This window comes from Phenylobacterium sp. LjRoot225 (assembly GCF_964252855.1).
Classification (GTDB): domain Bacteria; phylum Pseudomonadota; class Alphaproteobacteria; order Caulobacterales; family Caulobacteraceae; genus Phenylobacterium.
Window position 1 is genome coordinate 380,447 of the sequence record NZ_CAXUPL020000003.1, and the last position, 24,257, is coordinate 404,703.

General features: G+C 68.3%; 13 protein-coding genes. 7 read left to right on the forward strand and 6 right to left on the reverse strand.

The features are described from left to right. Window positions 1-36: 36 nt before the first annotated feature. From nagA to ACSQ2B_RS17015, 3 genes are all read right to left on the reverse strand, one after another. On the reverse strand, window positions 37-1,173 hold the full coding sequence (gene nagA, locus ACSQ2B_RS17005; RefSeq protein WP_436051630.1) for an N-acetylglucosamine-6-phosphate deacetylase: 1,137 nt from the start codon (window positions 1,171-1,173) through the stop codon (window positions 37-39). Further along, window positions 1,173-2,174: an SIS domain-containing protein gene (locus ACSQ2B_RS17010; protein ID WP_436052595.1), complete on the reverse strand. Its 1,002-nt coding sequence runs from the start codon at window positions 2,172-2,174 to the stop codon at window positions 1,173-1,175. Before ACSQ2B_RS17010 ends, nagA begins: the two co-directional genes overlap by 1 nt. A 76-nt stretch (window positions 2,175-2,250) precedes the next feature. Then, window positions 2,251-2,997 carry a GntR family transcriptional regulator gene (locus ACSQ2B_RS17015; protein WP_436051631.1) on the reverse strand — a complete coding sequence of 249 codons (747 nt, stop codon included), beginning with the start codon at window positions 2,995-2,997 and terminating at the stop codon, window positions 2,251-2,253. 221 nt (window positions 2,998-3,218) lie between these two features. Here ACSQ2B_RS17015 and ACSQ2B_RS17020 point away from each other — a divergent pair, with 221 nt between their 5' ends. The 7 genes from ACSQ2B_RS17020 to ACSQ2B_RS17050 all read left to right on the forward strand — a co-directional run bounded on the left by ACSQ2B_RS17020 (window position 3,219) and on the right by ACSQ2B_RS17050 (window position 14,868). Next, window positions 3,219-5,891: a TonB-dependent receptor gene (locus ACSQ2B_RS17020; RefSeq protein ID WP_436051633.1), complete on the forward strand. Its 2,673-nt coding sequence runs from the start codon at window positions 3,219-3,221 to the stop codon at window positions 5,889-5,891. Between the two features lie 132 nt (window positions 5,892-6,023). Next, window positions 6,024-8,114 carry a family 20 glycosylhydrolase gene (locus tag ACSQ2B_RS17025; RefSeq protein ID WP_436051635.1) on the forward strand — a complete coding sequence of 697 codons (2,091 nt, stop codon included), beginning with the start codon at window positions 6,024-6,026 and terminating at the stop codon, window positions 8,112-8,114. Beyond that, the gene (gene ptsP, locus ACSQ2B_RS17030) at window positions 8,104-10,611 is read left to right on the forward strand and encodes a phosphoenolpyruvate--protein phosphotransferase (RefSeq protein WP_436051636.1); all 2,508 of its coding nucleotides are present in this window, start codon (window positions 8,104-8,106) and stop codon (window positions 10,609-10,611) included. Before ACSQ2B_RS17025 ends, ptsP begins: the two co-directional genes overlap by 11 nt. Beyond that, on the forward strand, window positions 10,611-12,317 hold the full coding sequence (nagE, locus tag ACSQ2B_RS17035) for an N-acetylglucosamine-specific PTS transporter subunit IIBC (RefSeq protein ID WP_436051637.1): 1,707 nt from the start codon (window positions 10,611-10,613) through the stop codon (window positions 12,315-12,317). The genes ptsP and nagE overlap by 1 nt, the downstream gene beginning before the upstream one ends. Before the next feature lie 445 nt (window positions 12,318-12,762). After that, on the forward strand, window positions 12,763-14,145 hold the full coding sequence (locus tag ACSQ2B_RS17040) for a tyrosine-type recombinase/integrase (protein ID WP_436051639.1): 1,383 nt from the start codon (window positions 12,763-12,765) through the stop codon (window positions 14,143-14,145). A gap of 29 nt (window positions 14,146-14,174) precedes the next feature. Beyond that, window positions 14,175-14,543: a type II toxin-antitoxin system RelE/ParE family toxin gene (locus ACSQ2B_RS17045; RefSeq protein ID WP_436051641.1), complete on the forward strand. Its 369-nt coding sequence runs from the start codon at window positions 14,175-14,177 to the stop codon at window positions 14,541-14,543. A gap of 1 nt (window position 14,544) precedes the next feature. Then, on the forward strand, window positions 14,545-14,868 hold the full coding sequence (locus tag ACSQ2B_RS17050) for a DNA-binding protein (RefSeq protein ID WP_436051643.1): 324 nt from the start codon (window positions 14,545-14,547) through the stop codon (window positions 14,866-14,868). 685 nt (window positions 14,869-15,553) lie between these two features. Here ACSQ2B_RS17050 and ACSQ2B_RS17055 read toward each other — a convergent pair. From ACSQ2B_RS17055 to ACSQ2B_RS17065, 3 genes are all read right to left on the reverse strand, one after another. Next, window positions 15,554-18,892 carry a glycosyl hydrolase gene (locus ACSQ2B_RS17055; protein ID WP_436051645.1) on the reverse strand — a complete coding sequence of 1,113 codons (3,339 nt, stop codon included), beginning with the start codon at window positions 18,890-18,892 and terminating at the stop codon, window positions 15,554-15,556. Between the two features lie 333 nt (window positions 18,893-19,225). Further along, window positions 19,226-21,985 carry a TonB-dependent receptor gene (locus ACSQ2B_RS17060; protein WP_436051647.1) on the reverse strand — a complete coding sequence of 920 codons (2,760 nt, stop codon included), beginning with the start codon at window positions 21,983-21,985 and terminating at the stop codon, window positions 19,226-19,228. Beyond that, entirely contained in the window at window positions 21,906-24,146 is a 2,241-nt protein-coding gene (locus ACSQ2B_RS17065; RefSeq protein WP_436051649.1) for a glycoside hydrolase family 3 N-terminal domain-containing protein, read from the reverse strand. Before ACSQ2B_RS17065 ends, ACSQ2B_RS17060 begins: the two co-directional genes overlap by 80 nt. Window positions 24,147-24,257: the final 111 nt, after the last annotated feature.

A 24,257-nucleotide genomic window follows, 5' to 3' on the forward strand; every position in this document is an offset into this window, starting at 1 on the left:
TTTTCGTGGTGATCCAATCCCGCCGGCGGCCGCCGTTCAGAGCGGTCGGTCGGGCTCGCCGCCGATCCAGGTCTGCAGCACCTGCAGCTCGTCGTCGGCCACCACCAGGTCTGCGCGCTTGCCGGGGGCGATCGCGCCCAGCTCGCCTTCGAGCCCGAGGAAGGCGGCGGGGGTGCGGCTGGCCATGGCCGAGGCGGCGGCCAGGTCCAGGCCGCAGAGCTGGATCGCGTTGCGCACGGCCTGGGCCATGTCGAGGTCCGAGCCGGCCAGGACGCCGGCCTCGTCCAGGCAGACGCCATCGACCACCCGGATGGACCGGCCCTGAAGGGTGAAGTCTTTCTGCGCCATGCCGACGCTCGGCATGGCGTCGGTGACCAGCATGAAGCGGTCGCGACGCTTGGCGGCCATGGCGATCCGCAGGGTGGCTGGATGCACATGGTGGCCGTCGATGATCACGCCGCACCAGCTGTCGGCATCCTCCAGAGCCGCGCCGACCGCCCCGGGTCGACGGGATGTGAGGGGCGACATGGCGTTGAACAGATGGGTGAAGCCGGTGGCGCCGGCCTCGAGCGCGGCGCGGACCGTCGCATAGTCGGCGTTGGTGTGGCCGGCGGCGACGATCACCCCGGTGTCGACGAGCCGTCGGATCATCGCCGGCGTGGTCGTCTCCGGCGCCAGGGTCACGAGCGTGCGCCCGCGCTTCAGCGACGACACCAGGGCGATCGCCTCGTCGTCGAGCGCGCGGAACTTGGAGGCGTCGTGGATGCCCTTGCGCGCGGCGCTGAGGAACGGGCCTTCGATGTGGATGCCGAGCACGCCCGGGACGCCCCGGGCGATGGCCTCGTCCACGGCGGCGATCGCCGCCGCCACCGTCGACAGCTCGTCGCTGATCAGGGTCGGCAGGAAGCCGGTCGTGCCGAAGCGGCGGTGGGCCGCGCCGATCGCCGCGACGGCTTCCACGGTCGGCGAGTCGTTGAACAGCACTCCGCCGCCGCCGTTCACCTGGGTGTCGACGAAGCCGGGCAGCAGCAGCCGGCCGCCGAGTTCGATCCGTTCCTCGCCGGCTTCGGCCTCCAGGCCGACGGAGACGATACGATCGCCGTCGAGGCGGACGGTCAGCGGCTCCAGGCCGCCGGGCGTCAGGACGCGGGCGTTGACCAGGGCGCGGGCCATCAGACGGTCTCGGTCACCTTGCGCAGGTGGGGCGGATTGTCTGGGTCGAACCCGCGCGCCAGCGAAAGCGCATTGGCCAGCCGGTAGAAGCTCTGGATCAGCAGCAGCGGCTGCAGGATCGGGTGGGCGGCGATCGCGGGCAGGGCGTCTGGCCTCCGGGCTCCCGCCAGCAGCACCTCCGCGCCACGCCCCTGGAGCTGGTCCGCCAGGGCGACGACGCTCTCCGCCGTCGCGTCCTCCTGCGCGAACATCAGCACCGGGAAGTTCTCGTCCACCAGCGCCATCGGGCCGTGCAGCACCTCTGCGGCGCTGAATCCTTCGGCGTGCAGGCCGCAGGTCTCCTTGAACTTGAGCGCAGCCTCCTGAGCAGCGGCGAAGCCGACGCCGCGGCCGAGCACATAGAGGCTCTGGGCGGTCAGAAGCCGCGGGACGGCGGAGCTCCAGTCGAGCGCCCAGGCCTCGGCCAGCTGAGCCGGCAAGGCCTCCAGCGCCTCCTCCAGCGCGACGTCCTTAGTCCAGGCGGCGACCAGCTGGGCGATGGCGGCCAGGGCGGTGATGAAGGACTTGGTGGCGGCCACGCTGCGTTCAGGCCCGGCATGCAGGGGGAGCGTCACGTCGGCCAGGTCGGCGAGCGGCGCGGTCTCGTCGTTGACCAAGGCCACGATACGCGCGCCGGCCGCGCGCGCCGCGCTCGCGGACGCCAGCAGGTCGGGACTGCGGCCGGACTGCGAGATCGCCAGGAACAACACGCCCTGCAGGTCCTGGCGCGCCTCGTAGACCGAGCTCACCGACATCGCCGCCGAGGAGGTGAGCACCCCTGCGCCGGTTTCGATCAGGTATTTGGCGTAGGTCGCGGCGTGGTCCGAGCTGCCGCGGGCGCAGGTGACGACGGCGCGCGGCGAGTTCGCCCGCAGGTCTGCGGCCAGCTTGCCGACCGCCGTCCGGTTGGCGTCCAGCAGGCGCGCGACGGCCTCGCCCGCTTCCGCGGCCTCGTGAAACATGCGCGTGGAGTCGGGGCGGGGGGCGGGGTCGGGCACGAGCAAGGTCTTTCAGGAAGGAAGGTCGTTGGGCCGGCCGTCAGGCCGAGACGGCGTTCAGTTCGGCGACGAAGTCGTAGGCGTCGCCGCGATAGTAGGACTGGGTGACCTCAACGATGCGACCGTCCGGCAGGAAGCCGCGCCGCTCGATCAGGAGGCCGGGGTCGCCGGCCTGAATGCCCAGCAGTTCGGCCTGGTCGCGGGTGAACAGGACCGCACGCAGGCGCTGCAGGGCCCGGACCGGCCGATGGCCGGTGGCCTCCAGGGCCTCGTAGAGCGAGACCTTCACGGCGTCCGGCCCGGGCAGGGTGAAGGCGGGCAGGGTGGAGTACTCCAGCGCCATCGGCGCATCGTCGGCGTAGCGGATCCGGTGGAAGCGGTAGACCGGCGCGCCCGGGCTCAAGCCCAGGGTCAGCGATTCCTCTGGCGTCACCTGGCCCGAGGCGCGGCTCAGGAACTTCGAATGCGGCTTGCGCCCGCGGGAGATCATGTCCTCGCTGAAGGACGAGAGCTTGGAGAAGCTCTTCTCGACGCGCGAGGCCACGAAGGTCCCGGCGCCCTGGCGGCGCGTCAGCAGCCCCTCGCTGACCAATCCCTCCAGCGCCTTGCGCACGGTGATCCGTGACACGCCGAGCTCGTCGGCCATGTCGCGTTCCGCCGGCAGGGCGTCGTCGGGCGCCAGCACCTGCTTCTGGATCGCCTCGCGGATGGCGCGCTGCAGCTGGCGATAGAGCGGCGCGTGATCATCCGTATCCAGGCGCGCGATCCGTTCAGCGAAGCTCGTCAAGACAACCTCCAGGCCCGGCGCCAACGCAGCGAGCACCCTATAGCCACTTAGATACCAATTTATGCGCAAGATGCAATTGGTCTCAATTTGGGCTTGTCAAAAAACTGAAACGCGGCACAGTCCACTCATCGACCGCTGTGATGCCGGGTCGGGGGACCCCTGAGTGGTATCACATTGGGCTTGGGAAAACTCCGGGCGACGCTCGGATCAGAGGGGATAATATGATGCGTCGCAGACTGATGATGACCGGTGGGGCCAGCTTGTTGGCGCTCAGCCTCGCCCATGGCGCCGCCGCCGCAGAAGCGGCCGGGGAGGCCTCGGTCGCCGAGGTCGTCGTCACCGGCATCCGCGCCTCGCTCCAGCAGTCGCTGGAGACCAAGCGCACCGCCGTGGCGATCGTCGACTCCGTCACCGCCGAGGACGTGGGCAAGTTCCCGAGCACCAATGTGGCCGAGGCGATCACCATGATCCCCGGCGTCACCGTCGACCGCCAGTTCGGGCAGGGCGAGAAGGTCAGCATCCTGGGCACCGATCCGGCGCTCAACCGCACCTTGCTGAACGGCCAGACCGTGGCCTCGGCGGACTGGTTCATCCTGGACGCGCCCGGCCGCACCTTCAACTACGGGCTGTTGGCGCCGCAGATCGTCGGCCGGGTCGACGTCTACAAGTCGCCGGAAGCCCGCATTGACGAGGGCAGCATCGGCGGCACGGTGATCGTCAACACCCGCCAGCCCCTGGACCTGAAGTCGCCGACGATCGCGGCCCAGTTCGGCTACCTCTACAATGACCGGTCCAAGAAGGGCGACCTGCAAGGCTCCGGCATGCTGAGCTGGAAGAACAAGTCGGAGACCTTCGGCGCCGCCTTCTCCGTCTCCAAGGCGACCGACCAGCTGCGCCGCGACGGGTTGGAGAGCTACGGCACCATCGCCGCCAGCCAGTGGGCGGGCGCCAACGCCGATAACCCGGTCGACTCGCGCAACTTCGGCTGCACCGGCGCCTGCGCCACGACGCTGAGCGCCAACCTCGACGCCCGCAGCCCCAACGCCTTCGGCACCTCCTTCTTCGAGCAGGAGCGGGACCGCACCACCTACACCACGGCCCTGCAGTACAAGCCCAACGACCGGCTGGAGCTCGGCTTCAACTGGCTGAAGATCAAGGCGACCTACGACAACACCAACCAGTCGATGTACGCCTTCCAGGGCAACACCTGGAACAGCCTGGGCGCGCTCACCGGCCTGACGGTCGACGACGGCGTCGTCACCAGCGCCAGCTTCCGCAATGCGCTGAGCGTCTTCGACGTCCAGTACCGCGAAGCCGAGATGAACTCGGACACCTACGACTTCCGGGGCAAGTGGACGGGCGACACCTGGGACCTGTCCGGCGCGGCCGGCATCTCCAAGGCCGACGGCGGCACCAAGCGGCAGGTCTTCCTCGAATTCCTCAACTGGGGCGACTACACGGTCGACATCAGCGGCGCGCCGGGCAAGCCGGGCAGCCTCACCTATGCGTCGGACACCCAGGGGAACCCGGGCAGCTTCGTCACCGATCCGGGCTGGAGCGGCAACCTCGTCTCCAAGCCGACCCACGACGAGGAGAAGTACGCCCAGGCCGACTTCGGCTATGACCTGAACGACGTGATCAAGCGCGTGCAGGTCGGCTACAAGTTCCGCCGCCACGAGACCAGCCAGTCGTACGCCGGCATCTCCATCAACGGCGTCTCGGCCCCGGCCAGCCTGTTCTCGCCCAGCACGGCGCCTGGCAACTACCTCAAGGGCTTCGACGGGGTGAACGACCAGATGCGGGACCGCTTCCGCATCAACGGCGACGCCATGGTGCAGTACGTCGAGAGCGGCGCCTGGCTTCCGTCCGGCGGCCAGCTGCCGACGCCTTCGATCTTCGCCGCGGCGGAGTTCACCTCCGGCAACTGGGCGATCCAGGAGGACATCAACGCCGCCTACGCGCAGGCGGACATCGACGCCGGCAAGCTGCGCGGCAACGTCGGGGTCCGCATCGTCCGGACCGACGTCGACAGCGCCGGCTATGTCTGCAATCCCGGCGCCGCCTGCAACGGCGAGGCCGACTGGACCTGGCAGACCACCAAGAAGCACTACACCAATGTGCTGCCGAGCGTGAACCTGGTCTATTCGGTGCGCGACGACCTGCTGCTGCGCTTCGCCGCGGCCCAGGTGATCGCGCGGCCGAACTATGCCGACATGACCAACTATTTCTGGCTGTCCGACAGCATCCTCAACGGCGGCGGCGGCAACCCGGACCTGGACCCTTACAAGTCCTCCAACTTCGATGTCTCGGTCGAATGGTACTTCCAGCCCCAGGCGATCCTGGCGGCCGAGTTCTTCTACAAGGACATCAGCAACTACATCCTGCAGCAGACTGCGCCTGAGCAGTACTTCAACCAGAGCCAGCATGTGGTCACGACCTACCAGATCAGCCGCCCCCACAACGCGGGATCGGCGTCGGTGAAGGGCGTCTCCCTGGCCTATCAGCAGAACTACGCCCATGGCCTGGGGCTGCTGACCAACTACACCTACGCCGATGGCCAGGGGCAGGACGGCGCGCCGCTGCCCTACAACTCCAAGCACCAGGTCAACATCAGCCCGTTCTACGAGCAGGGGCCGATCTCGCTGCGGGCGACCTACAGCTGGCGCTCGAAGTACTTCACCGGCATCGACCGCGGCGACGCCATGTTCGTGCGGGCCATCTCCACGGTGGACGCCTCGGCGACTTACAAGTTCACCAACCAGGTCGCCCTGACGCTGGCCGGCATGAACCTGACGGACTCCGAATACTACGCCTACGCCAACACCACGGCCCTGCCGCGCGGGGTCTACAAGACCGGCCGCAAGTTCCTGGCCACCATCAACCTGACCTTCTGAGGGCGGAGCGATCGGCCGCGCCTGCGGCCGTCGCTTCAAGCTCGCTAAGGGCGAGGTCCCTGCAGTCTAATCCCCTCGACTCAGGGAGGCGGTCCCGCGCCGCCTCCCGCTTTTTTTCCGGGCGCCGTGAGAATGATGCGTTCACCCCTGCTGTTCGTCCTCGCCGCCGGCGCCGCCCTGCTGGCCGGACCGGCCGCCGCGGGATCGTCAGGGCTGGTTCCGGCGCCGGCGGTGGAGACGCCGGCCGACGGCGTCTTCCGGCTCTCGGCGCGCACGCCCGTGGTGGTCCCGGCGGCCGACCCCGGCGCCCGGGCGGCGGCCGACTATTTCACCCAGCTGATCTCGCGCAGCCGCGGCCTCGACCTGCGGATCACCGAGGCGGCCGCCCCGAAAGCGCCGGCGGTGAGCTTCCGGCGCGGCGGGCCTTCGGGCGAGGGCTATCGTCTCGACGCCGGACCCGACGGTCTCGTGGTGACGGCCGCCGACGATGCGGGCCTCTTCTACGGCGGCGTCACCGCCTGGCAGCTCGCCACCGCGCGGGCGGGGCAGGGACCTGCGATCATCGAGGGCGTCCATATCGAGGACGCGCCGCGCTTCGCCTGGCGCGGGCTGATGCTGGACTCCGCCCGGCATTTCCAGAGCCCGGCCTACATCAAGGCCCTGCTCGACCAGATGGCCCGGGCCAAGCTGAACACCTTCCACTGGCACCTGACCGACGACCAGGGCTGGCGGCTGGAAATCGCCAAGTATCCGCGCCTGACCGAGATCGGCGCCTGGCGCGTCCCGGCCGGCGCGGGGCCGGCCCAGGACATCGACCGGAAGACCGGCAAGCCCCGGCGGATCGGCGGCTTCTACACCCAGGCCGAGGTCCGGGAGATCGTCGCCTACGCCGCCGCCCGGCGCATCACCATCGTGCCGGAGATCGAGATGCCCGGCCACGCCACCGCGGCCATCGCCGCCTATCCGCAGCTGGGCGCCGTTCAGCCGCCGCCGTCCGGCGCGTCCTCGGACTGGGGCGTGTTCGACAACCTGTTCAATGTCGACGAGGCGACCTTCGGCTTCCTGCAAGACGTGCTCGACGAGGTGATGGCCCTGTTCCCCGGCCGCTACATCCACGTCGGCGGGGACGAGGCGGTAAAGCCCCAGTGGAAGGCGAGCCCCGTGGTCCAGGCCCGCATGCGCGAGCTGCACATCGCCAGCGAGGACCAGCTGCAGGGCTGGTTCACGGCCCGCATGGAGCAGTACCTGAACGCCCATGGACGTCGGCTGGTCGGCTGGGACGAGATCCTCGAAGGCGGCGTCGCGCGGGGCGCCACGGTGATGTCCTGGCGCGGGACCGACGGGGCGATCGTCGCCGCCAAGATGGGCCACGACACCGTGCTGGCCGCTGCGCCGACCTACTATTTTGACAACCGCCAGTCCGCCGACCCCGACCAGCCGCCGGGCCGCGGCCTCGTCGTCGATCTCAAGCAGGTCTACGACTTCGAGCCCATCCCTGCGGCGCTTACCGCCGAACAGGCCAAACATGTGCTCGGCGTCCAGGCTCAGCTCTGGACCGAGCATGTTCGCACCGAGGACCGGGCCTCGAAGATGGTCTTCCCGCGCGCCTACGCCATCGCCGAGACGGGCTGGACGCCGGCCAGCCGCCGGAACTGGACGGATTTCTCCGAGCGGCTGGGCCCCGAGATCGCCCGCGAGCGCGCGCTTGGCGCGGTGATCTCCGACGTTCCGGCGCCGCCCGCCGCCCTCGATCCGCATAGCCGTCGCAGCCAGGAGCTGAAGCTCTGCAGCGACGCGTTCGCGCTCAATCTCGAAGACGACGCCCCGGCGCGTGGCGAGCGGGCGGTCTTCCTGGTCGACCTCATGAAGCCCTGCTGGATCTGGGAGGGCGCGGACCTCACCGGCGTCAGGCGCATCGCCGCCTCGGTCGGCCAGCTGCCCTTCAACTTCCAGATCGGCGAGGCCGCAAAGCAGATCCAGCTGCTTGCGCCCGCGACGCCGGAGGGCGAGCTCGTCGTCCGCCTGGACAGTTGCGCCGGCCCGGTCGTGGCGACCCTGCCGCTCGCGCCGGCGACACGCTCCCAGGCGACGACCGTGCTGAGCGGAGCGCTGACGATGACCGAGGGCCGGCATGATCTGTGCATCGCCTTCACCCGGCCGAAGCTGGATCCCTTCTGGGTCCTGGACCGGATCACCCTCGGAGAGTCGCCGCGTGGACGCTGAGCTGATCCTCGTCTCGCCGCTCGACGGCTGGTGCGCGCCGCTGGCGGAGGCGCCCGACCCGGTGTTCGCCGAGGCCATGCTGGGCGACGGCGTCGCCATCGATCCGAGCGGCTCGGTGCTGCACGCGCCCTGCGACGCCGTGGTCGTGGGCGTCCACGCGGCGCGCCACGCCATCAGCCTGCGCGCCGCCGGCGGCCTGGAGCTCTTGCTGCACATCGGGCTGGAGACCGTCAGCCTGGGCGGCGAGGGTTTCGAGGTCCATGTCGCCGACGGCCAGTCGGTGCGCCAGGGCGAGCGGCTGATCTCCTTCGACCTCGACCTGCTGGCGGCGCGCGCCCGCAGCCTGATCACGCCGGTGGTGCTGACCGGCGCGGAGGGGTTCGCCATCACCCGACACTTCACCGGCCGCGCGGTGCGCGCCGGGGAGCCGATCCTGCAGCTGACGGGCGGCGGCGTCGCGTCCCGGAGCCTTGCGGCGATCGGGCCGCAGTTCAGCCGCCAGCTGCGCGTACCGCTGGCGCACGGGCTGCACGCCCGCCCGGCGGGGCGCGTCGCCGATTGCGCCAAGGGCTTCGCCGCCGAGGTCTCCCTTGGACGCGGCGGCCGCAGCGTCAGCGCGCGCAGCCCAGTGGCCCTGATGTCGCTCGGCCTGCGCCATGGCGACGAGGCGACGCTCACCGCCGCCGGCCCCGACGCCGAGGCCGCCCTCGAGGCCGTGGCGGCCCTGATCGAGAGCGGCATGGGAGAGGGCAAGCCCTTCGCGACCTCGAGCGAACCGGCGGCCGCGGCTCCGTCCCCGCCCTTGTCGAGCGGCGTGCTGCGCGGGGTGACGGCGGCGCCCGGCCTGGCGATCGGCCGCGCCGCGCGGCTCGTTCGTCGGGAGATCGCCGTGACGGAAGCCGGCCAGGGGATCGCCCACGAACAGGCGGTCCTGAGCGCGGCCGTGGCGGCCGTGCGCGCGGAGATCGCCGAGGCCGCCGCCGGCGAGGTCAACGCCACGCGCCGCGCCATCCTCGCCGCCCATGCCAGCTTCGCCGAGGACCCGGAGCTCTTCGCCCAGGCCGAGCGGCTGATCGGCGAAGGCAAGAGCGGCGCCTTCGCCTGGCGCGCGGCGGTGAACGGCTTCGCCGAGGCGCTGCGCAGCCTGGGCGACCCGCGCATGGCCGAACGCGTCGACGACCTGCTTGACCTCGAGCGCCGGGTGCTGGTCGCGCTGACCGGCGAGGTCGACGTCGGGCCGCAGATCGCCGAAGGATCGATCCTGCTGGCCGACGACCTCTTGCCCTCCCAGCTCATGGGTCTGGAGGCCGGCCGCATCGCCGGCCTGTGCACCGCTCGCGGCGGCCCCACCAGCCACGTGGCCATCCTCGCCGCCGCCATGGGCGCGCCCGCCCTGGTCGCGGCGGGGCCCGGCGTCCTGGCCATTCCCGACGGCGCGCCGCTGATCCTCGACGCCGACGCGGGCCTGATGTCGGTCGGGCCCGACGCCAAGGCGCTGGAGGCGGCGCAGCTGCGGCTGGCGACGCGGGCGGACCGCAGGGCGGCCGCCCAGGCGGTGGCGGCCGAGCCCGCCGTGACCCGCGACGGCGTCGGCGTGCCGGTGCTGGCCAACATCGGCTCCGTGGCCGACGCGCGCGCCGCAGCCGCGGCCGGCGCCGACGGTTCGGGCTTGCTGCGCACCGAATTCCTGTTTCTCGATCGCGATACGGCCCCGGACGAGGACGAGCAGGCGGCCCAGTACCGCGCTGTCCTCGAAGAGCTCCAGGGCCGGCCGGTGGTCATCCGCCTGCTGGACGTCGGCGGCGACAAGGCCGCGCCCTATCTGCCCCAGACCGACGAGGAGAACCCGGCGCTGGGCGTGCGCGGCGTCCGCCTGCTGCTTCGCAGGCCCCAGCTGCTGCAGGCCCAGCTGCGCGCCATCCTGCGGGCCGCCGACGCCGGCCCGTGCAGCATCATGGTTCCCATGGTGGCGCGGTTGGGCGAACTTCGGGCGGTGCGCGCCGCGCTGGAGGAAGCCGCCCGCGATCTGGGCGCAGGCGCCCTCCCGGAGCTCGGGGTGATGATCGAGACGCCGGCTGCGGCGATGATCGCAGGCCAACTCGCCGCCGAGGCGGGCTTCTTCTCGATCGGCACCAACGACCTGACCCAGTACGGCCTGGCCATGGACCGCGGCGAGCCGGAGCTGGCCGCCGAGGTCGACGGGCTCGACCCGGCGGTGCTGGGGCTGATCGCCGCGTCCTGTCAGGGGGCTGCATCCTACGGCCGGCCGGTCAGCGTCTGTGGCGGGCTGGCCGCCGATCCGGCCGCCGTCCCGATCCTGCTGGGGCTTGGCGCGCAGCGCCTGTCTATGATCGCCGGCGCCGTGCCCGAGACCAAGGCGCAGATTCGCGGCCTCGATCTCGCCGCTTGTCGTGCTCACGCCGCCGAGGCGCTGCGCCAGCCCGACCGCGAGGCCGTGCGCGCCCTGGCCGACGCCTTCCGCAACGGAGCCTGCTGATGCGCTCGCCACTGGAAGCCCTGCAGTCGCTCGGCCGCGCCCTCATGCTGCCGATCGCCGTCTTGCCGGCGGCGGCCCTGCTGCTGCGGCTGGGCCAGGCGGACCTGCTGGACATCCCCTTCCTCGCCGCGGCCGGGGAGGCGGTGTTCGCCAACCTCGGCCTGCTGTTCGCCGGAGGCGTCGCGGTCGGGCTGGCGCGGGACAACCACGGGGCGGCCGGCCTGGCGGGCGTGGTCTGCTTCCTGATCGCCACCCAGGCGGGCCAGACCCTGATGCAGGTCCCGCCGGACGCGCTGCGCGGCATGACCGGCGAAGCGGCCGACCTGGCCGGCGCCGCCTTCAAGGCCAAGGGCATGGCCAAGCTCGGCGTGCCCATCGGCATTCTTTCGGGCCTCGCGGGAGGCCTGCTCTACAACCGCTTCGCCAACATCAAGCTGCCGGAGTACCTCGCCTTCTTCGGCGGGCGGCGGTTCGTGCCGATCGTCAGCGGCCTGGCGGGCCTGGCGCTCGCCGTGGCGGTGGGCGGCGCCTACGCCGGGATCAATGCGGCGATGGACGCCGCCAGCCGTGGGGTCATCGGTTCCGGCCCGATCGGTCTCTTCGTCTTTGGCGTGCTGAACCGGCTGTTGATCGTCACCGGCCTGCACCACATCCTCAACAACCTGGCCTGGTTCATCGTCGGCGACTTCCACGGCGCGACCGGCGACCTGAAGCGCTTCTTCGCCGGCGACCCGACGGCCGGGACCTTCATGGCCGGCTTCTTCCCGGTGATGATGTTCGGCCTGCCCGCCGCCTGCCTGGCCATGTACCACGCCGCGGCCAAGGACCGCCGCGCCGCGGTGGGCGGCATGTTGCTGTCGATGGGGCTCACCTCGTTTTTGACCGGGGTGACCGAGCCGATCGAGTTCAGCTTCATGTTCCTGGCGCCGGTGCTCTACGCGCTCCACGCCCTGCTGACGGGGCTCGCCTTCATCGTCATGAGCCTGCTCGGCGTGAAGCTCGGCTTCGGTTTCTCGGCCGGCCTGTTCGACTATGTGCTGAACTTCGGCAAGGCGACCCGGCCGCTGCTGTTGGCGCCTGTGGGGCTGGTCTATTTCGCCCTCTATTACGGCGTGTTCCGCTGGGCCATCGCCCGCTTCGACCTGAAGACACCCGGGCGAGAGGCCGAGACGGGGCAGGCCGGGAGCGCGGCGCTCCCGACCGGCGACCGGGGGCGCGACTTCGTGATGGCGCTCGGCGGGACCGCCAATCTCGAGACGGTGGACGCCTGCACGACGCGGCTGAGGCTGGTGCTGGCCGACCCCGCCAAGGCGGACGAGCCGGCGCTGCGGGCGCTGGGCGCGCGCGGCCTGGTGCGGCCTTCGGCCAAGGCGCTGCAGGTGGTGCTGGGGCCGCAAGCCGACCAGGTCGCGAGCGAGATCCGCTCCTGCCTCTCCGGCGCGCCGATAGTGTCGACCGCGCCCGCCGCGAGGGCAGGCTCGTCCATCGACCGTGACCGCTGGATCGCGGCGCTGGGCGGAGGCGCCAACCTGCGGGCGGTGCGCCTGTGCGACAGCCGTCTGGTGCTGGACGTCGTCTCGGTCGCCGCGGTGGATCCCGATCAGCTCGCTTCGCTCGGCGTGCGGGCGCTCGCCAAACCCTCCGACCGGAGCCTGCACGTCATCCTAGGACCGGAAGCCTTCGCGGTCGCGGCCGCCCTGGCCTAGAGCCGAATTCCGCAAGGTGCGATCCGGGCCGTGGCTGTGGCGAGCAGCCGCGGTCGACTGGTCATGCGGCCATGGCCGCAGAGAAATTTCCTTGTGGTGGATCGCCTTCCGGTTGGCGCTAGCCCTGGGGCGTCCTTCATCGCGACGGCCGGCCGCGTGGTTGCAATATGGTTGCAGTATCGCAGCCAGCCGCCCCCGGTCGGGTCTGGGTTCTCAGCAGGGCTTTGAAATCATTGAAACCGGTGGCGCACCCGACACGATTCGAACGTGTGACCTTTGCCTTCGGAGCCGATTTTCGTCCGTTTTCTGGACTTGGACCGGCTGCGACGGACTACGATTAGCTTATAGATTTCAAAAACTTGCCTACGCCTGAGTTCGCTGGGGCAGGTTGCGGTCTTCCTCCGCGTGGTTGCAATGTGGTTGCAGTAGCCACCTGTGCAGACCGATGCCGAAGCTCACGAAAACTATCGTCGAGGCGCTGGAGCCCCCCGTCAATCCGTCGGGGACCGTGCACTGGGACACCCATCTCACGGGCTTCGGCGTCCGGGTCTATCCCTCCGGGGCCAAGAAGTTCGTCCTCAAGTACCGCACCCGCGGGGGCCGCCAACGCTGGCTCAACCTAGGCGCCTTCGGTCCTCTGACCGTCGAGCGCGCCCGCGAGCTGGCGAAGTTGGAGATGGCTGCCGTGATCGAAGGGGACGATCCGGCCGCCCTGCGCCAGGAGGCGCGTGACGCCATCACCGTGAGCGAACTCTGCGATCTCTACATCGAGGCGGCTGAGAACGGGCTGATCGCCGGGCGGGGCGGCCAGTGCAAGCGCCCGTCCACGGTAGCCACTGACAAGAGCCGCATCAGCGCCCAGATCAAACCCCTCATCGGAGTCATAAAGGCCGCCGAGCTCACCCGGGCCGACGTGGAGAAGCTGAAGGTCAGCATCGTCGAGGGCAAGGCGGCGCGGAACGTCAAGACCCGGCGCCGCGGGCGTTCGATCGTACGTGGTGGCCGCGGCGCCTCGACCCGGGTGCTTGGTCTCCTGGGCTCGATCTGTAACTGGGGCGTCGAGTGCGGCTATCTCGACGAGAATCCCGTCAGGCGCGTCCGCCGGTTCGCGAGCAACCAGCGCAAGGCGCTGCTCACCGCCTATCAGTACCGCAGCCTCGGCGCGGCCCTGGAGGCGCTCGCCGAACGCCGGGATCGCCATAACGAACCGCGGCACAACGCCATCGGCCTGAAGCTGCTGCGCTTCATCGCGCTCACTGGCGTCCGGCGCGGCGAGGGCGAGGGACTGCGCTGGTGCGAGGTGGACAAGACCGGCACCTGCCTGGCGCTGACCATGACCAAGACCGGGCCGTCGTTGCGGCCGATCGGCAGCGCTGCAACCCGCCTCCTCGACATGCTGGAGCCGGACTGTGAGTTCGTATTCCCCAACGCCACCGCCGAGGCCGGATATGCGGGCTTGGCGCAGCTCTGGCGCACGGTGAAAGCCGAGGCCGCCCGCCTGGCCGGCCGCGCGAAGGGCGACGGCCCCCTCGAAGGCCTGACCATACACCAGCTCCGCCACAGCTTCGCCGGCATCGCCGAGGACTGTGGCGCCTCGATCCCGACGATCGCCGCCCTGCTCGGCCATCGCCTGAACGGCGTGACGGGCGGCTATATCCTCAAGCGCCCGGACCGCTACCTGCTGGACGCCGCCGACAAGGCCTCGGAGATGATCGACCGGGCGCTGCGGGGCGGCGACTTTGGCGCCGAGATCCTGCGGTTCGAGCCGCGCTCTCCGGCGACCAGACGCTCCGGCCGAGGCGACCGCCGCCAAGCGCCAGCGGCTTGAACGAAGGTAACATATAAGGTACTATCTTAATGGCGACCACCGTTGTCGAATATGTGCGCGAGGACGACACCAGCCCCTACCAGGTCTGGTTCGACGCCCTCGACGCGCAGGCGGCGGCCAAGGTCGTCACGGCGAAACTGCGTCTGGAGCTGGGCAACACCTCGAACGTCAAGTGGTTCGGCGGTATCGGGGAGTACGTCATCGACTGGGGACCGGGCTACCGGATCTACCTGGCGAAGGACGGCCCTGCGTTGATCGTGCTGTTCGGCGGCGGCACGAAGAAAGGGCAGCAAGCCGACAACGATCGGGCCAAGGCGCTGCACGAGGAATACAAGGCGCGTAAGAGGGCGGTCGCCGCGGCGGCCAGCCAGCAGGCGAAGCCCGGGAAGGGAAGATGAGATGGCGCTGACCCGGGATTTCAAGCTGACGGTCAGCGAACGGGTGGCGCGTGAGCCCGAGTTCGCCAAGGCGCTGCTCGACGAGGCCGCCACGTTGTTCCTCAACGGCGAGCCGGAAACGGCGCGCCTGATCCTGCGCGACCTGGTGAACGCGACGGTCGGGTTCGAAGGGTTGGCCAGGGAAACCGCCCGCCCCAGCAAGAGCCTGCACCGGATGTTGTCGAGTCACGGCAATCCGAGCATGGACAATCTGTCGGCCATCTTTGGCGCCGTCCGTCGGCAACTGGGCGTGCAGATCGAAGCTCACGCTGTCAAAGCCGCATAGTTGGGACCGGGCGCCGATGGCTCGTCGCGATGCCCGCTCAGGCCCGCCGGGCTACGATCCGAATTGCCGGACTGCGCTGACCCACGCCCCAACAAGCTACGAATCTGAGGGTCGGACGTTCGAATCGTTCCGGGCGCGCCAATTTTTCCCGATATTTCATTAATTTGGGCGCGGCCTTGCGGCGCGCCCCGACCTAGAATTTCAATTAGGTCGGGTTTTAGGTCGGGATATTGGCCATCGATACCCCAGCGAAGGGTATCTGATGTCAGCCAATCGAAGCGTTTCTGGTCGTAGAGAACGCCCCGAGCGAGCCCATACTGTCGAAATGCTGATCCAGATTCTGCCGAGCAGCCGATCCAGTCGCTATCGCCGCAGGTCGGCGTTGAAGGCTTTGGTAGCTCTCGCATCCGTTGGCGCTCTGATCCTGGCCGCGTTAGTCGCGCGGTTTGGTCTGCCTATTTGAAGCGCCGGCCGGTCTGGGAACCTAGTGCCGGAGGCTCGGCGACGTTGCGGGCTAAGCCGATCCGTTGATGGAATGGAGCAGCGACGTTGGCAAATTCGCCCCCTGCGATCTCGTTCCCCCAGAGTCGTTGACGAAACGAGCCATCGTCAACTCAGTTAAGTGACCCTCCTGACGGCTCTAACAACACCAACCTTAGCTACGGCATTGTCCCCCCGCCTCCGCTTAGCGGAGCGCTTCAGGTGCAGCCGTGCGTGCGTCGACCGCAAACACGCGGACGGGCCCGAGCAGTCCCGAAGGCAGGAGCGGAGAACTCGCTCGATAGGGGGACAGCGGCGCAAAGGCGATCGGCTTGGCGTCGGGCTGCTTGTCGCCTATCAGCCGGTTCGGCCAGAGGTTCACGACCTCGATGTCGAGACGGTTCTTGCCGGGCTTCAGCGCGCTCGTGACGTCGACCTTGTAGGGGGCATGCCAGGTGGTGGCGATCCGGCGGCCGTTGAGCGACACCGTTGCGAGTTCGCGGACCTCGCCCAGATCCAGCTCGATGCGCCGCCCGGCCCTCAGCCAGTCGCGCGAGGCCTGCAGGTCGACGGAATAGGTTGCGACGCCGGAGAAGAATCTGACGCCCGGGTCTGCAGATTCGGTCCAGGAGGTCAGGCGCTCGAAGATCGCCGCCGGCGGCGCGCCGCGACCCGGTTGGAACGTCACCTTCCACGGTCCCCGCAGCGTCGAGAGCGGCCGGCGGTCCAGCGCGGGCGCGGTCCAGCTGCGCAAAGTCGTAGGCTTGCGCAAGACAACGAACACGGCGTCATGCGGCGCAAGATCGAGCGGCGCGCCCGTCGCGTCAGGAAGCTGCTGGTAACTGATGGCCTCCGCCTGGCCTGTCTCCGCGCGCCAGACCTCCGGCGCCTTGCCCCGCACCCGGAAGCGCGCCTGCAGCGACTGTGGCTGGTCGCTTTGGTTCGAGACGAAGTAGATGTCGGCGTCATCAGTACGCCGATGCGAGGTCAGGATCTCGGCGCCGGGCGTACTCCCCTCGAACGCGACGTCCGCCGCGATCCGCTCGCCGGCGAGTGCAGCCGGCAGGCTGGCGTAGACCCGGCCCTTGCCGACGGTTTGGCCCTCGGTCTGGCCATCTCCCCAGAGTTCGTCGGCGATCCGCCGGATCTCGGCGTCCGGATCGTTCAGCCCAAGTCCGCCGAGCGGCTTGCGGCCGACGACCACGGCGCCGTTAACGACCAGGTCGCGCAGCTTCCGCATCGCCGGGAGGCTCAGCCGATGAACGTGGTCCGGCATGAACAGTACACGGTAGCTCATGCCGCTGGGCGTCACGAGGCGTCCGTCCTTCACGGACAGCAACGTCAGCAGGGCTTCGGGGTTGATGTAGTCGTAGGCGTAGCCTTTTGGCACGTCGGTGTTGAAGCGGTGCTGGAACAGTTCGGTGAGGTTCCGCTCCTCGCCATAGAAGTAGGCGACATCGGCGACGAACCGCCCCTGCTGCAGCATGTAGGAGCTGCGCGCGAGGTAGGTCATCCAGGGAGCGGCCTGCTCCGCCCAGGTGTCATTCCGGTTGAAATACTGGCCGAAGGTGAAGAGGCGGAGTCCGGGCTTGGCCTCGACGAGCGGCTGGTGGTGCGAGTCGTGGATCAGGAGCCGATTGATGCCCCTGGCGAAGATTTCGTCCGCAACTGGCTTCAGCATTCGGGGCGAAAAAGCCCAGGGATCGTTCGGCGCTGCGACCGTGAGCGCCTCGGCGGCGGCGAAGGGCTTGCCGTAGACGTGGGCGACGGAGGCGGCTTCCTCGAGATCGGCCTTGAGGGCCGGCTGGCCCGCAGTAGTGGCGAAGGGGCGGTACCAATATTCGGCCGTGGGGATGTCGGCCCGGGCCTTCAGGGTCATTCCATCGGCGATCGCCCGTGGATTATCTCCCTGAGCTTCCGAATAGTACCCCATCCCGCGCGCCTTAAGCTCGGCCGCGAGCACGCCGTGGTGGTTGGCCACGACCAAGTCCTTCAACGTCTGGCGGAAATCGAACAGAAAGCGTTCCGAGGCTTCGCTGCTCTCGACGACCCGGCCGGTCAGCACAGGCAGGAAGGGCGTGGGGTCGTAGCCACGGCGCGCCCGGAATTCGGACATCATCGCCAGCGTCCAGTTCTGTACGCCGGCCTCCCAGCTGTCGGTCAACAGCATCTGCACCCCAGCCGGGCCCAGCCTGTGGCCGCTCGCCTGCTGGTACATTTCGAGGTAGGTGGCGAGGTAGCGCCGCACCGCCGCGGCGTCGAACTTGTCGACCTCCAGCCCGCTCGCGGAGGGCTCCGCCGGGCTGTTCAGCCTGCCGGTCAGCGACCAGCCGAGGCGGACGACGGTCCAGCGTCCGCGAGGCGGGGTCCAATCCAATGTTCCGTCCGGCCGAAGTCGCGCGGTCAGATCAATCACTTTCGCGGGCTGGACGACCCCGCCCTGCGGCGCGGGCGGCGATCCCACCGCATCCGGCTGAACGCTGGGTTCGAACCCGGCCTTCGCCTCGAAGCCGTTGAGCCGTGCGCCCGCGGTCAGTCGCAGCATCTTGATGGTGATCGCAGCGGTCGACGGCTTCGGCAGCATCGCGCTCAATCCCACGCCCGCGTCGACGACCATGGGCTTGAACACGAAGCGGAAGCGCCGGGCGGAAACGTCCGGTAGCGCCACAGTCTCCTGGGGGGCGGGATGCACGCCGGGCGTCGTCGCCGCCTCGATCAGGCCCTCAGCGACGGTCCGGAAGACGCCCGGCGCTTCCTCGGCCTGAATCAGCAGGTTCGCGGTGTCCGCAATGCTCAGCGTCACCGCGCCGATAGAAGTTGGGCGCGGGAAGGTGGCTTCGAGCCAGACGTCCGGCGCGGCGGGTGGCCGGGCGAGCTTCACGGGCGTTCCTGTTAGACCCTCTAGCGTGACCGCAGAGGCTGCGAACGCGCCGGCGCTGCTTTGCCACTTGGCGAGGGGGAGAGGGTGCTCCCGCTCCGGGGTCGGGAAGGCGAACACCGCCGCGTCACCGTAGGCCGAGCCCTTGGCGTCCTTTAGCGCATTCGCCTGGAACGGACCGGTGACGCGCGGCGGTGCGGCGAGCTGGCCCTGGAAGGGCCTGCCGCCCTTGATGGCGGTCTCGCTCCAGACATATTTCTTCATCCCGTCGGCCGGGGCGACCCACGGGCCGCCAGTCTCGCTCCAGCCGGGCGAGCCGGCGATGGCGACTTCCATCCCGGCGGCGTGCGCCTGATCCACTGAGCGGCGGAAGACCTCTTGCCAGCCCGGGCTCATGAAGGCCTTTGGCGGCTTGATGACGGACGGTGCCGGCGGCAAGTCGCCGGAAAAGACGTGCACCCCGCCGACGCCCACGCGCCGCATCCATTCCAGATCGAGCTCGGCGCCTTCCGCGGAGACGTTGCCGCTCATCCAGTGCCACCACACTCGCGGCTTGGCGCTGTTCGGCGGGTCCATAAAGCCGGGCGCCAGCGCGTCGGGTTCAGCCGCGGAGACAGGCGCGCCGAGATTGGATGTCACGGCCGAGGCGCAAAGCGCGATGAGCATGCGTCGTGCGTAGGATCGAGCGCTTGAGTTCACGAGAGTGATGTTCCACGGCCCATTAGAAGGATCCGATCCGTTCTAATATGCGGCCGGGACGACCCCGGGCCGCTCCTAATCCCAAAAGCCGCCGCGGCGAGTGTCGTCGCGGCGGCGCCGTCCGCCGTCCTGCCTCTTCCATTGGGTTCTGCCGGCCGGCCTGCGCGACGGCTGGTGATCACGCGATACGGCGCAAGCGTTCGCGGACTACGCCGGCTACATGCGTGGACGCCTCAACGATCCAAAAAAGCGGCCGGACAGCTCCCAACTGTCCGGCCAAGGGGAGGAGGGGCACCGGAGCTAGCGAGAGCCGAAGGCGTACCGGAGGTTCACGCCGATTTCGCGAGGGGCCGTCGTCGTCACCTTCACATAGGGCGCGGTCACGGTGCTCGACGCGGTCGTGCGGAACGTCGGCGGCTGGAGGGCCTGAATCGAGGTTCCGACGATGCCGTTCTCCGCCGTCAACACCTTGCCGGTGTTGAAGATGTTCTTGACGAACAGCGACAGTTCCCAGGCGCCATCCTGAGCGCGCACGCCGCCGTAGAGGTTCAGCAGGCCGAAGGCGTCGACGCTGTCAAACTTGTTCCCGGGATCGCCCTGCGTCTTCGGACGGTAGGTGAATAGCCCGCGCACGAAGGCGTCGGTGTCCTCGCGAACCGGGCGCGAATATTCGCTCTGCAGCGTCAGGTTCCACTTCGGCGTGTACTGAAGGGCGTCGTTGGAGAGGCACTCGGATAGCGCGCCCGCCCCGGTCGCCGCCTGCAGCTGGGCGAGGGTCGGCGCCTGAGTGAGGACGTCGGGTACGCCGTCGCCGTTCAGGTCGTTACAGGCGACCAACTGGTTCTTGATCTTGCTCTTCGCATAGCTGACCGCGCCGCTGATGTTGAGGCCCCGCATCACCTGCCACGATGCGTCGACATCAATGCCGTCGATCTTGGCGTCGACGCTGTTGCCGAAGTTGAAGCTGCTGACCGACGGGCCGACCTGGTTGACGTTGACGTAGTAGACCGACGGACCACGATTGATGAAGTTCTTGAAATCCTGGTGGAACACCGCCGCGTTCAGGAGGACCCGCTTGTCGAAGAAAGTCGATTTGAAGCCGAGCTCATAGGACTTGGACTTCTCGTTCTCGAGGTCGATGTGGCCGAGAAGCGCAGGCGTCAGCGGCCGGAAGACGCCCGTGACGAACGGGCCCGGACGGAAGGCGCTGCCGGTGTTCGCGTAGACCATGAAGTCCGACGTGAAGCGATGCGACAGCGAGATATTGTAGAGCGTCGCCTCGGCCTTCGACCTCTGGTCGTTCATCAGCCTCGCTCCGTTGACCGTCAGGTCGTTGACGTCGCGGTACCAGAGCTTGCGAAGGCCGCCGGAGAGTTCGGTCGCGTCACCGATGTGAACCGTGGCGTTGCCGAAGATCGACCGTTCGTGCGTCTTCCCGGTCTTGAAGATCGGCGTCTCCACGACGGCTCTCAAAGCGCCGAACAGAGTCACGGCCGTTTGCTGAGTCACGTCCGTCGGCGTGTGGAAATCCTGAGCGTAGCCGCCGACGGTATAGTCGACGAAACCGAACAGCCGGTCGTCAGAGGACAGGCGGATTTCATTGGTCGTCTGCGTGGCCAGGCTGTGCGTCAACTGACCGAACGCCCCGGTCGTGAAGATGTTGGCGTTATCCTGCGAGCCAAACGTCAGCAGATTGCTCTTGGAGTACGAACCCACGTAGCTGAGCTTCTGACCGGCGAAGCGGTAGGCCGCGTTCACGGTCACCAGGTCCTGCTTCTGCCTGAAGTGGTTGTCGTCGTTCGTCAGCCCCACCCGATCACCGGCGTCGATGAGGGCCTGAGCGGCGGGCAGGCTCGGGTCGAGCTCGGAAACCGAGACGACCTGTGCATAGGAAATCACCCTCTTGTCGAGGTGCTGGTACATGGCGTCGACGGTCAGGCCGCCGAGTTCTAGGCTCACGCTCGGACGCACGGCCCAGGTCTTCGACGACGGCTGGATGGTGCTGTTGATACTGTTGACGCCGTCTCCCCGATTGTCGTCGATGATTCCGGCGAGGCGGAACGCCAGCACGTCCCGGACGACGGGCACGTTCACGGCGCCGTTCAGGTTGCGGGCATGCTGGTCGGTCACGGTCAAATTGCCGTAGGCGCCGAAGTCCCCGAGCGTCGGGCGGCGGGTCGCCAGGGTGATCGAGCCCGAGGGCGCCGACTGGCCGCGCAAGGTGCCCTGCGGCCCGCGCAGCACCTCGATCTGGCCGACATCGAACATCGACTGGAAGGCGTAGACCGACTGGATGGTCGCGTCGTTCAGGTAGAAGGCGACCGTCGGCTGCGCTCCGGATTCCGCTTGGAACGGCGCGCCGCGGATCGTCGCGGCGGTCGAGAAGCCGTTCCCGTTGTTCGTCAGGTTCAGACCCGGCACGACGGTCTGCACTTCATCGAACTGTCGGATGTTCAATCGCTCGAGGGTTGAGCCCGTCACAGCATTCACGGTCTGCGGAACCGTCTGCAGGCTTTCCTCCCGCCGACGCGCAGTGACGACGATCTCGCTGAGCTGATTGTCGCCTGACGACGTCGCCGCAGGTTGCGCCACGGCGACGCTCGAGATTGCGGTGACGCTCGCGCTCGCTAGCGCAAGGCAGATGAAACGCTTCATATTTCCCCCCAGAGAGCCAATCTGCAGCCCAGTGACTGCGGTCGCCGTTTCGGCGTACCGACGTACCTTAGCGATCAGTCGGTCGGTCGAAAAGGGGGCCTCATGGTGAAGAGCAAGCTTCGGCATCGCTCGGGCATGGAGTGTTGCGTTATTGACACTCTCGGGGGCGGACGCGGCTCCGCTGGCGGCGATCAGGCCTCCAGCAACGCTAAGGTTGAACGAACAAAGAACTCCGGGAATGCCCTCACCGGCCGGCGTGGCATCGAGCGACAGCAGTCCGATGCGCAGCACTGGCGATGAGAGACGTTCTGCACTCAGCAAAATATCAAACGAGATCGAAGCGGCGCGCCTCTCCGCCCGTCGAACTGTTCGCGATCCAGAGGTCGAATGCGCCGGTTTCGACAATCCACCCGCCATCACCCCAGAAGTGCAGGTCGCTTCGAGTAAGCGTAAACTTTACTCGCCGCGCTTCGCCTGGTCTGAGGCTTACACGCTGGAACCTCTTCAATTCCCGGATCGGGCGGGTCCTGCTTGCGACCACGTCATGGACATAAAGCTGCACGACTTCCGCCCCAAGCCGCCGGCCCGTGTTGCGCACGGTCGCACTCACCTCCATCCGGTCGGTCATCCGAGCCGGAACCGTGACATCCGTGATCTCGAAGCGGGTGTAACTAAGACCGTGGCCGAATGGGTAAAAGGCCTCGTTTCTCGTCTCCCGGTACCGCGCCTTATAGGGTGCTGCGCCCGTGGCGGGCGCCGGTCGCCCTGTCGCCTTGTGATTGTAATACCAGGGCTGCTGTCCACTCTCGTGAGGAAAGCTGATCGCGAGCTTGGCAGAAGGGTTGACGTCACCAAACAGAACGTCCGCGATCGCTTCTCCATCCCGGCTGCCGAGGAACCAGGTGGCGAGGATTGCGCGGGCGTCCTTGATCGCTCCCTTAAGCGCCAGAGCCCGTCCGTGACGGAGCAGGACCACCATCGGCTTGCCGGTCTGGGCCACAGCTTCTGCTAGGGCCAATTGGGGGGCCGGAAGGCCGATGTCGGTGCGAGACTGTGCTTCTCCCGACATCAACAGGGACTCGCCGACGAATAGCAGCACGACGTCCGCCTGCATGGCCGCTGCAACGGCTTCCTCGATCCCGGCGGCGAGCGGCGCCTCGATGTCCGACCCCTTAACGACAGTCACGTCTAGCTTGCGCTCACTCAGCGCCTGGGCGAGCGAGCGACTGAGGCTCTTATCCGCGAACGGCGACCATGGCCCCACAAGATGAAGCCGGTCCGCACCGAAGGGTCCGATCAGGGCAATCTTTCCAGGGTGGCCGGGCAGCGGGAGCAGATCTCCCTCGTTCTTGAGCAGGACGATCGAGCGCGCGCCGGCTTCCCGGCTGAGCTCCAGCATCGCTGGTGTGGCGACGCTGGTCCGCTCTGCACGTTCGTTGACGGAGCGGTAGGGATCGTCGAACAGCCCGACGGACTCCTTCAGGTGAAGAACCCGCCGAACGGCCTCGTCGAGCCGCCCAAGCGGAACCTCATTCTTCTCGACGAGATCCGGCAGCCATTTGTTGAACAGGTCGGACTGCATGGACATGTCCATGCCTGCGAGAAACGCCTTTTTGGCCGCGTCGCGCTCATCGGCGGCGTAGCCGTGCGCGATGAGCTCCTCGTCGGCGGTGTAGTCGCCCACCACCATCCCCCGGAACTTCCAGTCTGCCCGCAGCAGATCAGTCAGGAGCCAGCGGTTTGCGGAGGCTGGAACACCGTCAATGTCGTTGAAGGCGCTCATCAGCGTTGCGACACCCGCTTCCACACAGGCTTGAAACGGAGCCAAGTGCACCTCATGCAGGGTGGCGGGGCTGATTTCTGTAGAGTTGTACTCCATGCCGCCCGACACGGCGCCATAAGCGGCGAAATGCTTTGCACAGGCGGCGACACGGGTCGGGTCCCTCAGGTCGCCACCCTGAAATCCTCGGACGCGAGCCAGCCCAAGCTGCGCCGCGAGATAGGGGTCCTCTCCTGCCCCTTCAACCACGCGGCCCCAGCGTTGATCACGCGCGACATCGACCATGGGGGCGAAGGTCCAGTGGATTCCTAGCGCCGTCATCTCCAGCGCCGCGGCTCGCGCCGTCTGCTCGCACAGATCGGGGTCGAAGCTGCAGGCCTCCGCAAGCGGTACCGGAAAGACGGTCTTGGCTCCGTGGATCACGTCCGCGGCGAAGATCAGAGGGATCTTCAACCGGGTCGCCTGGGCGGCGTCCTGTGCCGCCTTGGCGCCTTCATAGCCCGCGCCATTGAACAGCATGCCGACCGCGCCAGTGCGGATCCGCGCCAGCTGAGCCGCCGCGTCACCTTTGGGTGGCAGGCCTGGATTGAACGGTGCGCCCCGCATCCGGATCTGGTCCGAAAAGCAGGAGAGCTGACCCGCCTTCTCTGCGAGAGTCATGCTCGCGATCAGGCTTTCGACCCGTTCAGATCGAGCCACCGCCCTCGGCGTCAGCGCCAGCCCGCACACGAGCGCGCTGGTTGAGCTGAGCACGCGGCGGCGGTTGATGCCTTCGGACTGGCTCATGACTTCTCCGATGCTCCAAGTCCAAGCTCAATTGGCCACCTAGCGATCGGTCGGTCGGCAGGAAAGGGGCCTAATGGCGGAGACCATGCTTCGGCATAGCTCAGGCATGGA

What these genes read in the sequence shown, in the direction of transcription:
- ACSQ2B_RS17010 (WP_436052595.1), bottom strand. Translation starts at nt 2,174, where the DNA reads ATGTTTCACGAGGCCGCGGAAGCGGGCGAGGCCGTCGCGCGCCTGCTG.
- ACSQ2B_RS17050 (WP_436051643.1), top strand. Translation starts at nt 14,545, where the DNA reads ATGGCGCTGACCCGGGATTTCAAGCTGACGGTCAGCGAACGGGTGGCG.
- ACSQ2B_RS17045 (WP_436051641.1), top strand. Translation starts at nt 14,175, where the DNA reads ATGGCGACCACCGTTGTCGAATATGTGCGCGAGGACGACACCAGCCCC.
- ACSQ2B_RS17065 (WP_436051649.1), bottom strand. Translation starts at nt 24,146, where the DNA reads ATGAGCCAGTCCGAAGGCATCAACCGCCGCCGCGTGCTCAGCTCAACC.
- nagA (WP_436051630.1), bottom strand. Translation starts at nt 1,173, where the DNA reads ATGGCCCGCGCCCTGGTCAACGCCCGCGTCCTGACGCCCGGCGGCCTG.
- nagE (WP_436051637.1), top strand. Translation starts at nt 10,611, where the DNA reads ATGCGCTCGCCACTGGAAGCCCTGCAGTCGCTCGGCCGCGCCCTCATG.
- ACSQ2B_RS17025 (WP_436051635.1), top strand. Translation starts at nt 6,024, where the DNA reads ATGATGCGTTCACCCCTGCTGTTCGTCCTCGCCGCCGGCGCCGCCCTG.
- ACSQ2B_RS17020 (WP_436051633.1), top strand. Translation starts at nt 3,219, where the DNA reads ATGATGCGTCGCAGACTGATGATGACCGGTGGGGCCAGCTTGTTGGCG.
- ACSQ2B_RS17055 (WP_436051645.1), bottom strand. Translation starts at nt 18,892, where the DNA reads ATGCTCATCGCGCTTTGCGCCTCGGCCGTGACATCCAATCTCGGCGCG.
- ACSQ2B_RS17040 (WP_436051639.1), top strand. Translation starts at nt 12,763, where the DNA reads ATGCCGAAGCTCACGAAAACTATCGTCGAGGCGCTGGAGCCCCCCGTC.